Raw genomic sequence first — 16,476 nt, 5'->3', positions numbered from 1 at the left:
ACACGCCCAGCGTAGGCTCGCGAGCGACTCAGCGGGCCGTGTGGTACTCGGCCGCGAGCAGCACGTAGTGCTGGGCGGACATCAAGAGGAACTCACGCTCCGCCTCGGTGATGGGGCGCTTCACCCGGCCCGGAGAGCCCACCACCAGTGAGCCCGGCGGAACCTTCGTGCCCGGCGTCAGCAGGGCCCCCGCGCCGATGATGCAGTCGTCCCCCACCTCCGCGTCATCCATGACGGTGGCGCCCATGCCCACCAGCACCCGGTTGCCGATGGTGCACCCATGGAGGATGACGTGGTGCCCCACCGTCACGTCGTCCCCCACCGTGGTGGCGGACCTGCCGCTGGTGACGTGAACCAGGGAGAGGTCCTGCACGTTGGTGCGCTTCCCGATGCGGATGGGATTCACGTCCCCGCGCAGCACGCAGTTGAACCAGATGGAGGAGTCCTCCCCCACCTCGATGTCGCCCACGAGCTGGGCGGAGTCGTCCACGAAGCAGCCCGGGTGGACGCGGGGGGACATTCCTCGGAACGTTCTCAGCGGCATGGCGCTACGCCTCCGCGACGACGTGGAGCGGCGCCTCGGCCAGGGGCACCGGCAGCGGCTCCACCGTGGGGGGCTTGAGCAGGGCCACCTGCTTGCCCGCGAGCTGGTTGGGGGTGGCGCGCTCCACCTTCACCGTCACGAAGGCGCCCGCGGGGGCGTCCCCTTCGAAGTTGACGGTGCGGTTCTCCGGCGTGCGGCCAAAGCGCTTGGTGGCGTCGTAGCGCGAGTGCCCCTCCACCATGACCTCCACCTCCGAGCCCACGAGCGCCGCGGTGATTTCGCCGCTGATGCGCCGCTGCAGCTTCTGCAGCCGCTCCAGGCGGGCGATCTTCACCTCGTGCGGCACCGGGCCCCAGTCCTTCTCGCGCAGGGCCGCGCCCGTCTTGGGCCGCGGGCTGTAGACGAAGGAGAACTGGTTGTCGTAGCGGACCTGCTCGGTGAGCTGCATCGTCAGCTCGAACTCCTCCTCGGTCTCCCCGGGGAAGCCGACGATGATGTCCGTGGTGACGGCGATGCCCGGCCGCGCCTCGCGCAGCTTCGCCAGGCGCTCCAGGTACTGCACCACCGTGTAGTCGCGGCGCATCATCTTCAGGATGCGGTCGCTGCCACACTGCACCGGCAGGTGGAAGTGCGGGGTGATCTTCGGCTGGACGCGGAAGGCTTCGATCAGCTCGTCGGACAAGTCGTGCGGGTGGCTGGTGGTGAAGCGCACGCGCTCGATGCCGGGGACCTCCGCGGTGCGCAGCAGCAACTGCGCGAAGGAGATGCCGCCCGCGTAGGAGTTCACGTTCTGGCCGATGAGCGTCACCTCGCGCACGCCGACCTTGGCCAGGTCCGCCACCTCGACGAGCACGTCCGGGAACGCCCGGCTCACCTCGCGGCCGCGCGTGTGCGGCACGATGCAGAACGAGCAGACGTTGTCGCAGCCCTTCATCACCGTGACGAACTCGGTGACCTTGCCGCGGGACGTCTCCGGGTCGGCGCGCGGGAAGACGTACTCCTCCGAGTTCACGAAGGCCGTCTCCACCACCCGCGCCCGCTCCGCGGACACCCGGCCGATGATGTCCGGCAGGCGCGCGATGTTGTCGGGGCCGAAGACGAAGTCCAGGTACGGCACCTTCTTGAGGAGCTTGTCCTTCTCCTGCTGCGCCACGCACCCGCCCACGCCAATCAGCGCGCCGCGGCTGGCCTTCACCGGCTTGTACCGCCCCAGGGCGGACAGCATCTTGTCCTCCGCCTTCTCCCGGATGGAGCAGGTGTTGAGGATGATGAGGTCGGCGTTGTCCGGCACCGGCGTCGGCGCGTAGGACATCTGGCTCAACACCTCGCTCATGCGGAGCGAGTCGTTGACGTTCATCTGGCAGCCGAAGGTGTGGATGAAATAGCGCTTCATGGAAGAACCCTGAGCAAGTACGTGCCCTTATCCGATGGCCGGACGCGGAATGCAACCGGCCGCCCGCCCGCCTTCATCCCCGGCTGAGCAGGTGCGTCAGGCGGGTGTGCAGGTCCACCAGCTCCGCCTCGCGGGCCCGGAGCAGCACCAGGGCGTCCTCGCCGTAACGCCGCGCCAGGGCATCGGTTTCGCGCTCCTTCTTGACCAGCTCGTCCTGGATGCGGCCCGTGAGCTCGTCCGCCGCGCCGCCCTGGAGCTGCCCCAGCTTGTCCTGGAGCTTGCGGACCGCCCAGCGCCGCCCGCCGAAGGCTCGCAGCAACGCGCTGCCCTGCTCCGCTGTCTTGGCGTCCAACCCCGACGCGGCCAGGGCCTCGGTGTGGGCCTGGGCCAGGGTCTCCGTCCCCTGCCCGGAGGCGTGGGCGAGGTAGGTCTGCTGGTAGCAGACCAGGGCGTCGAGCATCGCCGCGTCCAGCGGGGGCGCGGCCCAGCGCAAGGTGCGGTCGTCGGCGGCGGTGAGGTCCGTGGATGGCTCCCGGTTGGGGACGTCCTGGAAGCCGTTGTCGTCGAAGAGGAAGGAAGCCATGGGGAGGTGCCTTGGGAGGGATGGGCCCGGGACTACGCGGGCACGAGCTGGTCGGCGATCCGGGTCAGGTCCGCCACGGAGGTGACGACGACGGCCTGGTGACAGTGCTTCTCGTAGGTGAGCATCTCACTGTCGCCAATGCCCCAGTTGCCACGCTCCTCGGGGCAGATCCACAAGAGCCGCTTCGCCTTGCGGCGCAGGTCCTTGAGGGCCCAGGCGTTGTTCGCGTTGTAGTTGTTCCGCCCGTCGCCAATCACCATGACGGTGGTGCGGCGGGTGATGCTTCCCAGGTGGTCCCGGCTGAAGTCGGCCAGGGCGCGGCCGTAGTTGGAGTTCGCGCTCAGGGACACCGTCTTGCCCGCGGTGGCCATGTCGATGGCGGCGTCCACGTCCAGGTCCTTGAAGTACTGCGTCACCTCGCCCACGTCGGACACGAAGACGAACGAGCGCACGCGGACGAAGAGCGACTGCATCGTGTGCATGAACAGCAGCATCATCCGCGACGCCTGCCGCACGGAGTCGGACACGTCGCAGAGCACCACCAGCTCCGGGCGCTCCGGGCGGCGGCTGCGGAACTGGGGCACCATGGGCACCCCGCCCCACGGCAGGTTCCGGCGCAGGGTGCGCCGCACGTTGAGGGCGCCCTTGCGGTGCGAGCGCTGCTTCCGGATGAGCCGGCTGCGCAGCTTCTCCGCCAGGGTGCGCACGGCGGACTCCATCTGGTCCACCTCCGCCTGGGTGAGCAGGTGCAGCGGCTTGTCCGCGGCGGTGTCGGTGCGGCGGCGGATGCGGGCCTCCGCCTGGCGCTTCACCTCCTGGCGCGCGGCGTCCTCGATCTTCCGCATCGCGGCGGCGACATGGCGCGAGACAATCTCCACCCCTTCCGGCGTGAGGCCCCGGGAGCGCAGCTCGTCCTCGAGCGACTTCATGTCGTTCCGGGCCTTGTCCGCCCCGGCCGCCGCCAGCATGCGCCGGGAGAAGAAGCCCGACTGGAGCGGGCTCTCCATCCGCGACAGGTCGAGCTGCAGCGAGGCCATCCGGAAGATCTGCGCCAGCCGGGCCCGGTCTCCCATCAGCACGGCCTGGGCCAGGGGCGACATCTCCGGGAGGAGCTGGTGCATCTGGATGAGGACCATCTTCAGCAGGTCGCCCTCCAGGTAGCCCTCCTCTTCCAGTTGCTGCGCCAGCGACTTGTCGATGGCCTCGAACGTCCGCGCCGCGCCGGAGAAGTAGAACTCGAAGGCCCGGTTGAAGGTGTCCACGTCCAGCTCGCGCTTCACCAGCGTGGTGCGGAGCACCGAACGGAACAGGCTCCGGTCCTTGAGGCCTACCTCGGACGTGGCGCGCAGCGCGTCCTGGACCTCGGACGTACTGACACGCACACCGTTCTGGCGGAGGACTTCGGCGAACTCGACGATGCGGGCATCCACGCAACCATCATGTCCGGGGACGGCCCGCGCGCAATCGGGAATGCACGACCATGAAGCAAGTGGACGCCTGCCTCCCTGGTACACGCGGTGTAATCACTAAAATTTACTGAATTTCGGATTATTCTTACTTGTGTCCAGAGTGAACGCCGCTGCGCTCCCCTATCGGCCTGCTCAGCGCGACAAAGACTGGTGGTACGTGTTGGCGCTGTTCAGGCCGACCGCTCGAAGGACATCACGGCCTCGACGTGATGCGTCTGAGGGAACATGTCGACCACCTGGAGGGCCAGGGGCTTGTAGCCCGCGGCGACCAGGCCCGCGGCGTCCCGAGCCAGGGACGCCGGATCACACGCCACGTACACCACGCGGCGCACGCCCAGGGCCGTCATCCACTTCGCCAGGCCCGGGGCGCCCGCGCGCGGCGGGTCCGCGAGGCACACGTCGAAGCGGCGCTGTTCAGCCACCAGCCCGTCGCACACCTTGCGGGCGTCACCCTGGATGAAGCGCACATTCGTCACCCCGCCCTCCCGAGCACTCCGCTGGGCCAGCTCCACGCCCACGGGGGAGGACTCCACGCCCAGCACGGACGCGGCGGTCCCGGCCAGGGGGAAGGTGAAGTTGCCGTTGCCCGAATAGAGCTCCAGCACGGTGTCGGACTCTCGGGCTCCCAGCTCGTACACGGCCGAGGTCACCAGCCCCACATTGGCCTCGGCATGGGCCTGGGCGAAGGCATCCGGTCGCAGGTACAGGGGGACCTCCGGCCGCAGCGGTGAGCAGGCGCGCAGCGCGGGCTTGCCCAGGAGCCTGGCCGAGCCTTCCTTCGGCACCAGCACCGCCCCCTCCAGCCGCAGGGCGCGCACGGCCGCCTCGGCGGCCTCCAGGTGGCGCGCCGTCACCGGGCCGCTGAGCTTCACGGCGAACGCGGCCTTGTCCCCTTCCGCCAGCAGCAGCACATCCTCGGTGTCCTTCGCCAGGGGCTTGAGCAGCGGAGCCAACTGGCCGGGAAGCGCGGTGAGCACGGGCGTGAGCGCGCCACAGCGTTCCACGGGCACGCGCTCGTGGCTGCGCCGGCCGAAGTATCCCAGCGCCCCCTTGCCCGCGGGATGCAGCACCGCGCGGCGCCGGTAGCCCCAGTCGCGAGGCGCCACCAGCAGCGGACGCACGGTGAAGCGGTCCCGAGCCAGGTGGCCCAGGTGCTCCAGCGTCGACAGGACGATCTCCTGCTTCGCGGCGCGCTGGGCGGGCTCGGCCAGCCCCAGCCAGTCACAGCCTCCGCAGTCGGACGCGTACACGCAGGGCGCGTCACGCCGGTCCGGGCCTGGAGACACCACCTGCCGGAGGATTCCGCGCAGCACGCGGCCTTGCGTCTCCAGGTGGACGCGCACGGTGTCACCCGGGAAGGTCCCCGGGACGAAGACGGTGCGCCCCTGCCAGGAGGCCACGCCTTCGCCGAGCTGGCCGAGGCGCTCGACAGTCAGTTGGACGGGAAGTTCAGGGAGCGGCAGCATTCAGGCGCTACTCGGGCGGGAGTTCCGAGCGCAGGCGCTCCACGAACTCCTCGATACGCGTTCGCTTGTCTTCATCAACGTCCAGGAACTCCACCGCCATCCCTGGGGACTGGGGCGCGGGCACGCCCACGGCATTGGTGCGCGTCACCCGCCCCTTCAGCTCCACGGGGAAGTGCGCGCCGGGAAGCGTCACCAACAGGCGCACCACCGTGTCCACGGACAGCGGCTTGTCGGTGTTGATGTACAGGCCACCCTTCGACAGGTTCACCGCCCAGTCGGTGACGAAGCCGGAGACGCTGCGGTAGGCCACCGGCAGCTCGTACTCCAGACGGGGCGCGCGGGGATGAGGGGTCGAGGTGTCGGGACTGTCTGCCATGGGAAGCGCTCCGCCGCGGGATTCGTACAACGCCCGCGGCGGCGCACCTTAACCCCACACGCTCAGACTTTCATCTCACGGACGTCGGGGGCCACCGTCAGCTTCGGCTCGGTGAGCTTCTGCACCTGCTCCACCGTCACGCCGGGGGCCACCTCGCGCAGGATGAGCCCCTGCGGCGTCACGTCGATGTACGCGTGGTCCGTGACGATGTGGTGGATGCACTTGAGGCCCGTCAGCGGCAGCGAGCACTTCTTGAGGATCTTGGGCTTGCCGTCCTTGTTGGCGTGCTCCATGGCCACGAAGATGCGCTGGGCCCCGACGGCCAGGTCCATGGCGCCGCCCATGCCCTTGATCATCTTCCCGGGGATCATCCAGTTGGCCAGGTCGCCTTCTTCGCTGACCTCCATGGCGCCCAGCACGGCCATGTCGATGTGGCCGCCGCGGATCATCCCGAACGACAGCGCCGAGTCGAAGAACGCGGCGCCGGGCACCGCCGTCACCGTCTCCTTGCCGGCGTTGATGAGGTCGGGGTCCTCCTGGCCCTCCACGGGCCAGGGGCCAATGCCCAGCAGGCCGTTCTCCGACTGGAGCACGATGTCCATGCCCGGCGGGATGTAGTTGGCCACCAGGGTGGGCATGCCGATACCCAGGTTGACGTAGAAGCCGTCCCGCAGCTCCTGGGCGATGCGCTGTGCAATCTGTTCACGAGTCAGTGGCATGGCTGGGCTCCTCAGGCCGACTTGCGGACGGTGCGCCGCTCGATCCACTTCTGGAGGTTCTTCGCCTGGATGATGCGCTTCACGAAGATGCTCGGGATGTGCACCAGGTCCGGGTCCAGCTCACCGGGCTCCACGATGTGCTCCGCCTCGACGATGGTGACCTTGGCCGCCATGCACATCATCGGGGAGAAGTTCCGCGCCGTCTTGCGGAACACCAGGTTGCCCCAGCGGTCCGCCTTCCACGCGCGGACGATGGCGAAGTCCGCCTTCAGCGGCGTCTCCAGCACGTGCGGCCGCCCGTCGATGACGCGCGTCTCCTTCCCTTCGGCCACCTGGGTGCCGGCGCCCGTCGGGGTGAAGAAGCCGCCAATGCCGCAGCCGCCCGCGCGGATGCGCTCGGCCAGGGTGCCCTGCGGGGTCAGCTCCACCTCCAGCTCACCGGAGAGGAACTGCCGCTCGAACTCCTTGTTCTCTCCCACGTAGCTGGACACCATCTTCTTCACCTGCTTGTTCTGAAGCAGGATTCCGAGCCCCAGCTCGGTGGTGCCGCAGTTGTTGGAGATGATGGTGAGGTCCTTCACGTTCTTCCGGTGAAGTGCCTCGATGAGATTCTCCGGGTTGCCGCACAGCCCGAAGCCGCCGCTCATGAGCGTGCAGCCGTCTGGGATGTCGGCGACCGCCTCGTCCGCGTTCGCGTAGACCTTGTTCATCCGCCCTCCCGCACGTGCGAACGGGGTGAAGGCCCTTCTCAGGCCCCCACCCCGTGTCCCTCCCCTATCGGGAGAGGAAGTTCAGCGCTCCACCATCAGCGCGATGCCCTCGCCACCGCCAATGCACAGCGACGCGACGCCGCGCTTCTTGTCCAGGTCCTTCATCGTCTGCAGCAGCGTCACCAGCACGCGCGCGCCGGACGCGCCAATCGGGTGGCCCAGCGCCACCGCGCCGCCGCGCACGTTCACCTTCGACACGTCCAGGCCGAGCAGCCGGTTGTTCGCGATGGACACCACCGCGAACGCCTCGTTGATCTCCCAGAGGTCCACGTCACCCGCGCTGACGCCCTTCTGGGTCAGCAGCTTGTTGATGGCGTCCGTGGGGGCGATGGTGAACTCCACCGGCTTGCGCGCCGCCTGGGCGTAGCCCGTGATGCGGCCCAGGATGGTGCGGCCCTCGGCCTTCGCGCGCTCCTCGCTCATCAGCACCAGCGCCGCGGCGCCGTCGTTGATGGAGGACGCGTTGGCGGCCGTCACCGTGCCGTCCTTCTTGAACACCGGCTTCAGGCCCGGAATCTTCTCCGGCTTCGCGTTGCGGGGACCCTCGTCGTCGGAGACGGTGACGACGTCCTCCGGCTTCTTGCCGGGAATCTGGACCGGGACGATCTCCGCCTTGAACAGGCCGTCCTTCTGGGACTGGATGGCGCGGCGCGTGGACTCCAGCGCGTACTCGTCCTGCTGCGAGCGGCTGATGTCCTGCGTCGTGGCGCACGCCTCGGCGCAGAGGCCCATGTGGACGTTGCCGTACACGTCCCAGAGGCCGTCGTGGATCATCGCGTCCTTGAACTCCACGTTGCCCATGCGCGCGCCGCCACGCATCGTGTGGCTGATGTAGGGCGCGTTGCTCATGGACTCCATACCGCCCACCACGACGACGTCCGCCTCACCCAGGGCAATGGCCTGCGCGCCCGCGCTGACGGCCTTGAGGCCGGAGCCACAGACCTTGTTGAGCGTGGTGGCGGGGACCGTCTCAGGCAGACCGGCGAAGATGGCCGCCTGGCGAGCGGGCGCCTGGCCGACGCCGGCGGTGAGCACGCAGCCCAGGATGACTTCCTGCACGGCCTCGGGCTTCACGCCCGCGCGCTCCAGCGCCGCCTTGATGGCGATCGCGCCCAGCTGCGGGGCCGTCAGCTTGGCGAGCGCGCCCTGAAAGGCACCAATGGGGGTACGGGCCGCGCCCACGATGACGACGTCACGAGCCATGAAAACTGCCTCCTCTTGAGGATGTGCGGATGACCTTCGATAACAGCGTCGGTGGCCCTTATCACCGGCCACTTCACCGAGTTCAAGCATCGTTGCTCGCCACACGACTGGGAGCGTCCACTGCGCACGACGCAACGCGCCAGCTCTCGTAACCGTTTGAAGTCACGAGGCCTGGCGGCTCGGACCCCACGCCCCTGCCCGCCCGACCGGTCGGACGGTTTCTACCGGGCGTGCCAGGTGACCAGCGACATGTCTGCTCCGCTCGTGGTGAAGACCGCGCCATCTCCGCGCCACGAGGCGCCCAGGACCAGGCTGTCGTGAGCGCCCAGGACGCTGTGTGAGAGATGCCCGGTCTCCAGGACCTGCCACTGGAAGACGAGCCGCTCCGTGCCGCCGCCGGCGAAGGAGGTGCCGGCCGGGTGCCACGCGAGGGCAAGCTGGGTGGTCCAGGTGGGGGTCTCCGCGATGACAGCGCCCGTCTCCACGTCCAGCACGGACACCCCGCGCCTGTCGCTACAGGCCAGCCGGGTTCCATCCGGGCTGAGCACCGCGGTGGACAGGAGCTCCCAGGCGGACTCCACGCGTCGGAGCGCGCCGGACGGGAGGTTCCAGATATCCCAGGCCGCGTGGGAGTAGACGATGATCAGCGACGCTCCATCCTGCGTCCATCCCAGCCCCACGACCGGGCCGTCTGTCTCTGGGATTCGGAGCAACTCCACGCCCGAGGCGACATCCCAGACCTGGATGCTGGTCCCCTTCCCGGTGAGGAACACCGTCGCGCCCACGCTCGCCAGGGTGCGTCCATCCGGGCTCAACGCGACGTGGTCTACCTCCAGGGGCCGCTCCCGGGGGCCCATCATCATCTGGAGCGGCGGTTGTGCCAGGCGGCCCTGTTCGACGTCCCAGAGGCAGATGCGTCCATCCGTTCCTCCCGACGCGAGCCGCGTGCCGCTGGCGTTCCAGGCCAACGAACGGACATGGTTGCCATCATGTCCGTCCAGGGTGGCGATGGCCCGGCCCGTCGTCCCCCAGAGCCGGACCTTGCCGTCGTGCCCCGCGGAAGCGAGCCGGTCCCCTGCGGGACTCCACGCCGTGGCGGCCACCTCCGACGTGTGCGCCAGCAACTCGTTGCGCGACAGCCGTGCTTGCGGTGCATCCACGCTGAAGATGGACACCGACGCGGGCTCGCTCTCCACCGCCACGAATGACTCCTGTCGCGGGTGGAAGCGCACGGCGCTGTAGCCCAGCGCGCTCAGCGGGTTGCGTGGCACCTCGGAGCCTTCCGCCACCACCACGCCGGTGGTGACGTTCAAGACCGTCAGCGAGTGGAGCGCGTCCACCAGGACGAGCCAGTTCTTCGTCGGGCTCCAGTCCATGCGGGACGACGTGCTCCACGAACCGAACCACGAGGCCTGGAGCGCATGGGTCACCGTGTCGTACACACGGACATTCCGGTAGCTCCCCACCGCGTAGCGCTCACCCTCGGGGCTCCAGGCGAAGCTATCCGCGTTGACCACTTCCTGAACTTGCACCCAGGGATCCAACGTGTGGATCTCCACCTGTTCGCCCTGCACCTCGAGCGCGATCCTCGCGCCATCCGGGCTCCAATGGATGCGCCGAACCGTGCGAGCCGTCCGCAAGGGCGTGCGGCGCTCCGCCCCCGTGGAGGCGGACCAGAAGCGAACCTCCGCGCCGCCCTCCCCCAGGTTGCTGACGCTGGCCAGCTCGTCTCCTTGCGCGGACCAGGTCACCCCCACCACCGTCCCCTCATGGGCGCTCCACGTCTGGCGGAACGCCTCGGTCGCCGGATCAATCAGGCCCAACCGCCCATCCTCAAGCCCAACAGCCAGGTCCTCATACCGCGGCCCCCAGGACACCGAGCGCATGTCGACGGCGTCCATGCGGAGCACGCGGGCGACATGCCCGAGCCCCGCATTCCAGATGCGCAGGCGGCCACCCTCGTTCCTTCGGTCCAACACGGCGAGCAGCCAGCCCTCGGGGCCCCACGTCGCGTCGGTCGGGTGGTAGGCCCCCGTCTGGCGCCACTCCGCGGCATGCGCCTCCAGACGGGCAAACCCCGCACCACAGTGGCGGTTGTGCTCGACCTGGAAGACGCCGGGCGCGGCCTCGGTACCGCAGCGGAGCATTCCCGCGAAGCGCCAGCCAGGCTGCGGTTCCACTGACAGAGACACATGGGTTCCTACGTCGAAGCGCGCGCTGCAGGTGGTGGGGCAGTCGATTCCGCCAGGCGTGCTCGTCACGCGCCCCTGGCCGAAGAGCTCCACCTTGAACTCCCGCTTCCCGTCGTCCGGCGGCGGCGGCCGTTGCACACGGAAGGGCACCTGCTCGGACCACGCCCCCAACTGCCCATGCGTATCAACGGCGCGGCAGCGGGCCGTGAACTCCCCCACGGCCTGGAAGGTGGGCGTCACGTCGCCGGCCGTGCCGCTGGGAACGCGGGGAGTCATCCCGACTTCGGCCCGCGCGCGCCCCCAGTCGAACACGTAGAGCAGCGCGTCACCGTCCGGATCCTCGGCGATGCACCGGAAATGTCCCGCCTCTCCCTGCGTGAACTGCGCGACGGAGACCTCGATGCGCGCCGAGCCCGGGGGCTGGGACGCAGAGGGGTCCGGGGGGCTTCCACCCGAACACGCGAACACCGCACTCAACGTGAGCGCATAGGCCAGTCCGGAGCAGAGGCCCCGGCACAAAGTACGAGCAACCATGGAATTGTCCCCCACGCGCTCGGCCCCGATACGCGTAGGACCCTGCTTAGCGCCCGGCCTGACTCCAAGTCAAAGCCGTCCCAGCGGCGCGAGCCCGCACCGGGACGGAGATGCCCCGAAACGGCAACGGCCGGGCCCCCTCTTCGGGAACCCGGCCGTCTCGCCGTGTGGGCGCGTGCGGCTGAAGACTACTTCTTCAGCTTGCTCGCCATCACGTCGCCGAGGCGCGCCTTCGAGCCTTCCGCCTGCTTGCGGAGGTACTCGCGGTAGTCCTCGCCCTCGCCGATCAGCGCCTTCATCGACAGCGCGACCTTCCGGTCCGGGGTGTTGATGTCGATGATCTTCACCTCGACATCCTGCGCCTCCTGCACCACGTCACGCGGGTTCTCGACACGCTCCTCCTTCAGCTCGGAGACGTGGACGAGGCCCTCGATGCCCGGCTCGATCTCCACGAACGCGCCGAAGTCGGTGACCTTGGTGACCTTGCCCTTCACGCGGCTGCCCACGGGCAGGCGCTCGGACAGCGTCTCCCAGGGGTCCGGCTGGAGCTGCTTGATGCCCAGGCTGAAGCGCTCGTTCTCGACGTCGATGTTGAGCACCACCGCCTCGACCTCGTCGCCCTTCTTGAACATCTCGCCCGGGTGCTTGATGCGCACCGTCCAGGAGATGTCGGAGACGTGCACCAGGCCGTCCACGCCCTCCTCGACGCCGACGAACACGCCGAAGTCGGTGACGTTGCGGATCTGACCCTTGATGACGGAGCCGATCGGGTACTTGTCCTCGAGCAGCGTCCAGGGGTTCTGCTCGATCTGCTTCATGCCCAGCGCGATGCGCTTGGCCTTCGGATCGATGTCCAGGACGACGGCCTCCACCTCCTGGCCGACCTCCAGGATCTTGGACGGGTGCTTGAGGCGCTTGGTCCAGGACATCTCGGACACGTGCACCAGACCCTCGACGCCCTGCTCGATCTCGATGAACGCGCCGTAGTCCGTGATGGACACGACCTTGCCGCGCACGCGGGTGCCGACCGGGTACTTCTCGTCGGCGCGGTGCCACGGGTCCTCCTGGATCTGCTTCAGGCCCAGGCTGACGCGCTCCTGCGTCGGGTCGAACTTGAGGACGACGACGCGGACCTCGTCACCCACGTTGAACATCTCGCTCGGGTGACCGATGCGGCCCCACGACATGTCCGTGATGTGGAGGAGACCGTCGATACCGCCCAGGTCGATGAACGCACCGTAGTCGGTGAGGTTCTTGACCACGCCCTTGAGGACGGCACCCTCCTTGAGGTTCTTGAGGGTCTCCTTCTTCATCTCCTCGCGCTGCTTCTCGAGGAGGACGCGGCGGGAAAGCACGATGTTGCCGCGCTTCTTGTTGAACTTGATGACCTTGAACTCGAATTCCTTCGAGATGTACTGGTCAAGGTTCCGCACGGGGCGGATGTCAACCTGCGAGCCGGGCAGGAACGCCTTCACGCCGATGTCGACGGACAGGCCGCCCTTCACGCGACCGACGATGGTGCCCTTGACGATCTCATCGCGCTCACAGGCGGCGCTGATCTCGTCCCAGATGCGCATCTTGTCGGCCTTCTCCTTGGAGAGGACGACCATGCCGGTGTCGTTCTCGCGGCTCTCCAGGAGGACCTCGACGGGGTCACCGGCCTGAACCGAGACCTCTCCGCGAGGATTGGTGAACTCGGAGATCGGGACCTGTCCCTCGGACTTGTAGCCGATGTCGACAATCGCGAAGTCCTTCGTCACCTGGACCACGGTGCCCTTGACGATCTCCCCTTCCTTCAGGATCCCGTCACCACCGCGCTCCTTGAGCGAGGCCTCGAACATTGCGGCAAAGTCTTCGTCGCCGCCGTCCATCCCGACCTGCTGGTTCACGTTCTGCTGCATGAAATGGAAGTCCTTTAAAACCGGTACAACTGCCCCCTGATGGTGGTTTTTCCGTAGCGGCCTGCGGGGAGCAGCGGGCCGGGACGTGCGTCCTCCTCATTGAGGACTTGATTTGATGGAAGCCGCGCAACCTAGACACCGGTGATTCCGGTAGTCAAGCGAGGTCGTGCCGCCTGTGCTGTTCCTGGCACCTAGTTAAGAACGCCTGCCCTGCCGTGCAGCCCTGTCCCGGAGGGCGTCTGTCCCCAGCCTGGGGCCCGAACAGGCGGCCAAGGCCCTGATATTCCAGGGCCGCGCTCAGCCGTTCAGCTTGAAGCTCTCACGGGCAATCACCATCCGCTGCACCTCGCTGGTGCCTTCGTAGATGGTCTGCGCGCGGGCGTCGCGGAAGTACCGCTCCACCGGGAACTCGTCGATGTAGCCGTAGCCGCCGTGGAGCTGCACGGCCTTGTCGGCCACCTTGTTGCTCATCTCGCTGGCGAAGAGCTTCGCCATGGAGGCCTCGCGGGAGAACGGCTGGCCCTGCTCCTTCATGGACGCGGCGCGCAGCGTCAGCAGCTCCGCCGCCTCCAGTTGCACCTTCATGTCCGCGAGCATGAAGCGCGGGCCCTGGAAGTCGCCAATGGCCTGGCCGAACGCCTGGCGGTCCTTCACGTAGGCCACGGTCGCCTCGAGCGCCGCGCGGCCCACCCCGCAGGCCTGCGCCGCGATGCCAATGCGCCCGCCGTCCAGGGCCACCATGGCCAGCTTGAACCCCTGCCCTTCGGCGCCCAGCAGGTTCTCCGCCGGGACCTCGCAGTCCTCGAACGTGAGGGGCACCGTGTTCGAGGAGCGCAGGCCCATCTTGTCCTCGTGCTTGCCGATGATGAGCCCCTTCGTCCCACCTTCGACGATGAAGCACGACAAGCCCTTGTTGCCGGCGGGGGACGTGCGCGCCCACACCACCAGCACCCCCGCATGCGCGCCGGAGGTGATCCACTGCTTGCTGCCGTTGAGGACCCACGCATCCCCGCGCCGCACCGCGGTGGTGCGCAGCGCGCCCGGGTCGGAGCCCGCGTGGGGCTCGGACAGCGCGAACGAGCCCGCGACAGCCTCGCCGGACGCCAGCCGCGTCACGTACTTCTCGCGCTGCGCGTCGGTGCCGAACGCGTTGATGAGCTCGCCGCACATGTTGGTGACGGCCATGGCGACGGACGTGGACGCGTCGGCCGCGGCCAGCTCCATCATCGCCAGCGCGTAGGCCACCACGCCGGCCTCCGAGCCGCCGTAGCGCGCTGGGAGGTTCACCCCCAGCAGGCCCATCTCCCCCAACTCCCGGAAGAGGTCCGTGGGGAAGCGCTCCTCGCGGTCCAGCGCTCGGGCCTGCGGTGCCACGCGCTCGCGGGCGAACTTGCGAGCGGCGTCGCGGATGAGGGTCTGCGTCTCGGTGAGCTCGAGGTTCACGGCGGTAGTCCTACTCGATGGCCTTGAGGTTGAACGGATATTCGATGGGGTGGTCCGCGCCGTCCGGGGGCTTCGGGAAGGTCATGGACGACAGGACGGCCTGGACGCAGTCGTGCAGGTTCGGGTCCTTCAGCGTGCTGGTCTTCTTCACCACCCGGGCGTCCTTCACCAGGCCGTTGGCGTCGATGGTGAAGGTCGTCATCAGGCGCCCCTCCACCGTCTGGTCCTTCTCCGCCATGTGGTCCTCGTAGCACTCCTGGATGCGGCGCTGGTGGTGCTGGACGACCTGGCGGACGGAGTCGGGGGTGAAGGGCATGCGCTCGATGTCCGGCCCGTCGCGTTTGGCGGGGGCCGGCGTCGCGGGCGCCTTCGCGGGGGCGGCGCCCTGCGCGAGCGCCACCGCCGAGGCCAGGAGGACTGCGGAGAGAAGCGCTCGGGTCATGACGGTTACTCCCTCAGCAGGTTGGCGGCGATGACGATGCGCTGGATCTCGCTCGTCCCTTCGTAGATTTCGGTGATGCGCGCGTCGCGCACGTGGCGCTCCACGTCCATCTCCTTGCTGTAGCCCATGCCGCCATGCACCTGCAGGGCCTTGTTCGCCACGCGGCTGGCCATCTCGCTGGCGTACAGCTTGGCCATGGCGCTCTCCGCGCTGTGGCGCACGCCCTTGTCCTTCTGCAGGGCCGCCCGCCACACGAGCAGCCGGGCCGCGTCGATCTCCGTGGCCATGTCGGCGATCATGAACTGGATGGCCTGGTGCTCGCGGATGGCCTTGCCGAAGGACTTGCGCTCACCGGAGTAGCGCACCGCCTCCTCGTACGCCGCGCGCGCGATGCCCAGCGCCTGCGACGCGATGCCGATACGGCCGCCGTCCAGCGTGCTCATGGCGATCTTGAAGCCCTCGCCTTCCTTGCCGAGCATGTACTTGGCCGGCACGCGCATGTCCTCGAAGAACATGGAGCAGGACCAGGCGGCGCTGATGCCCATCTTCTTGTCCGGCTCGGCGCGGATGAACCCTGGGGTGTCCGTGGGGACCATGAACGCGGTGATGCCCTTGTGGCCCGCCTCCCGGTTCGTCATGGTCATCAGGACGATGGCGTCGGCCTTGGGGCCGTTGGTGATCCAGTTCTTCGAGCCGTTGATGACGTACTCGTCACCCTTGCGCACGGCGACCGTCTTCTGCGCGGCGGCGTCGCTGCCGGCCTCGGGCTCGGTGAGGCCGAAGCAGCCCAGCTTCTCGCCCCGGGCGAAGGGCGCCAGGAACTGCTCCTTCTGCGCGTCCGTGCCGAACTTCATGATCGGATCGCAGTAGAGGGAGTTGTTCACGCTCATGATGACGCCGGTGGAGGCGCAGCCGCGGCTGATCTCCTCCATGGCGATGGCGTAACAGACGTTGTCCAGCCCGGCGCCGCCGTGCTGCTCGGGGACGGCCACGCCCAGCAGGGACAGCTCGGCGAGCTTCTTCACCGCGTCCGTCGGCCAGGCGTGGTGCTCGTCCCACTTGCGGGCGTTGGGGATGAGCTCCTTGGCCGCGAACTCGCGGGTCATCCGCTGGATTTCACGCTGGATGTCGGTCAACTCGAAGTTCATGGAACCTCCATAATATGAGGGGCTTCCCTCGGGAACAGCGAAGACGCGGCGCGTGCGCGGAAGCGCGCCGTGGCGTGCCGGTAGGACACCGTCCGGTCGCCTGAGACCCGGGATTCCCCGGGTGTACCCAAGAACATGTTGAAGGGCACCGTGACGTCGAGGCTGACGTCCAGCCGGCTCCCCTCCCCCGTCCATGCCCGCCGCACGACCACGGACAGGGTCCACGGCACCGTGTCGCGGTGCCGTGGACCCTGTCCGTGGTCGTGCGGCGGGCATGGGCGGGGGAGGGGAGC

Annotated in this window: 14 protein-coding genes; all 14 read right to left on the bottom strand. The window is 68.4% G+C overall.

The genetic code is table 11. The features are described 5' to 3' along the window. Positions 1-28: 28 nt before the first annotated feature. Positions 29-544, bottom strand: coding sequence for a gamma carbonic anhydrase family protein (locus HV824_RS20970; protein WP_176421118.1), 516 nt, complete (start codon positions 542-544; stop codon positions 29-31). A gap of 4 nt (positions 545-548) precedes the next feature. Further along, positions 549-1,937, bottom strand: a complete 1,389-nt coding sequence (gene miaB, locus HV824_RS20965; protein ID WP_176421117.1) for a tRNA (N6-isopentenyl adenosine(37)-C2)-methylthiotransferase MiaB — start codon at positions 1,935-1,937, stop codon at positions 549-551. Positions 1,938-2,010: 73 nt separating this feature from the next. Then, positions 2,011-2,520 (bottom strand): hypothetical protein, encoded by a 510-nt coding sequence (locus HV824_RS20960; RefSeq protein ID WP_176421116.1) that lies wholly within the window; start codon positions 2,518-2,520, stop codon positions 2,011-2,013. Positions 2,521-2,552: 32 nt separating this feature from the next. Further along, positions 2,553-3,950 carry a VWA domain-containing protein gene (locus tag HV824_RS20955; protein WP_176421115.1) on the bottom strand — a complete coding sequence of 466 codons (1,398 nt, stop codon included), beginning with the start codon at positions 3,948-3,950 and terminating at the stop codon, positions 2,553-2,555. A gap of 209 nt (positions 3,951-4,159) precedes the next feature. Next, on the bottom strand, positions 4,160-5,455 hold the full coding sequence (locus HV824_RS20950; protein ID WP_176421114.1) for a class I SAM-dependent RNA methyltransferase: 1,296 nt from the start codon (positions 5,453-5,455) through the stop codon (positions 4,160-4,162). Positions 5,456-5,462: 7 nt separating this feature from the next. Continuing rightward, on the bottom strand, positions 5,463-5,831 hold the full coding sequence (locus tag HV824_RS20945; protein ID WP_176421113.1) for a TIGR02266 family protein: 369 nt from the start codon (positions 5,829-5,831) through the stop codon (positions 5,463-5,465). A 62-nt stretch (positions 5,832-5,893) separates the two neighbouring features. Further along, the gene (locus HV824_RS20940) at positions 5,894-6,550 is read right to left on the bottom strand and encodes a CoA transferase subunit B (RefSeq protein WP_163783631.1); all 657 of its coding nucleotides are present in this window, start codon (positions 6,548-6,550) and stop codon (positions 5,894-5,896) included. A gap of 11 nt (positions 6,551-6,561) precedes the next feature. After that, complete coding sequence (locus HV824_RS20935) at positions 6,562-7,260, bottom strand: CoA transferase subunit A (protein ID WP_176421112.1); 699 nt, start codon at positions 7,258-7,260, stop codon at positions 6,562-6,564. A gap of 81 nt (positions 7,261-7,341) precedes the next feature. Then, a complete protein-coding gene (locus HV824_RS20930; protein WP_176421111.1) occupies positions 7,342-8,523 on the bottom strand; it encodes an acetyl-CoA C-acetyltransferase in 1,182 nt (393 codons plus the stop codon). A gap of 221 nt (positions 8,524-8,744) precedes the next feature. Beyond that, entirely contained in the window at positions 8,745-11,249 is a 2,505-nt protein-coding gene (locus HV824_RS20925; RefSeq protein ID WP_176424047.1) for a WD40 repeat domain-containing protein, read from the bottom strand. Positions 11,250-11,437: 188 nt separating this feature from the next. Then, on the bottom strand, positions 11,438-13,150 hold the full coding sequence (locus tag HV824_RS20920) for a 30S ribosomal protein S1 (RefSeq protein WP_002639616.1): 1,713 nt from the start codon (positions 13,148-13,150) through the stop codon (positions 11,438-11,440). 297 nt (positions 13,151-13,447) lie between these two features. Continuing rightward, a complete protein-coding gene (locus HV824_RS20915) occupies positions 13,448-14,593 on the bottom strand; it encodes an acyl-CoA dehydrogenase family protein (RefSeq protein ID WP_176424046.1) in 1,146 nt (381 codons plus the stop codon). Between the two features lie 10 nt (positions 14,594-14,603). Then, a complete protein-coding gene (locus HV824_RS20910) occupies positions 14,604-15,035 on the bottom strand; it encodes an AgmX/PglI C-terminal domain-containing protein (RefSeq protein ID WP_176421108.1) in 432 nt (143 codons plus the stop codon). A 5-nt stretch (positions 15,036-15,040) separates the two neighbouring features. Next, a complete protein-coding gene (locus HV824_RS20905) occupies positions 15,041-16,183 on the bottom strand; it encodes an acyl-CoA dehydrogenase (RefSeq protein WP_176421107.1) in 1,143 nt (380 codons plus the stop codon). Between the last annotated feature and the right edge of the window lie 293 nt (positions 16,184-16,476).

It is taken from the genome of Myxococcus sp. AM009, assembly GCF_013372605.1.
Taxonomy (GTDB): domain Bacteria; phylum Myxococcota; class Myxococcia; order Myxococcales; family Myxococcaceae; genus Myxococcus; species Myxococcus vastator.
The sequence above is the reverse complement of the archived record's forward strand: the minus strand, read 5'-3'. Positions and strand labels throughout refer to the sequence as shown.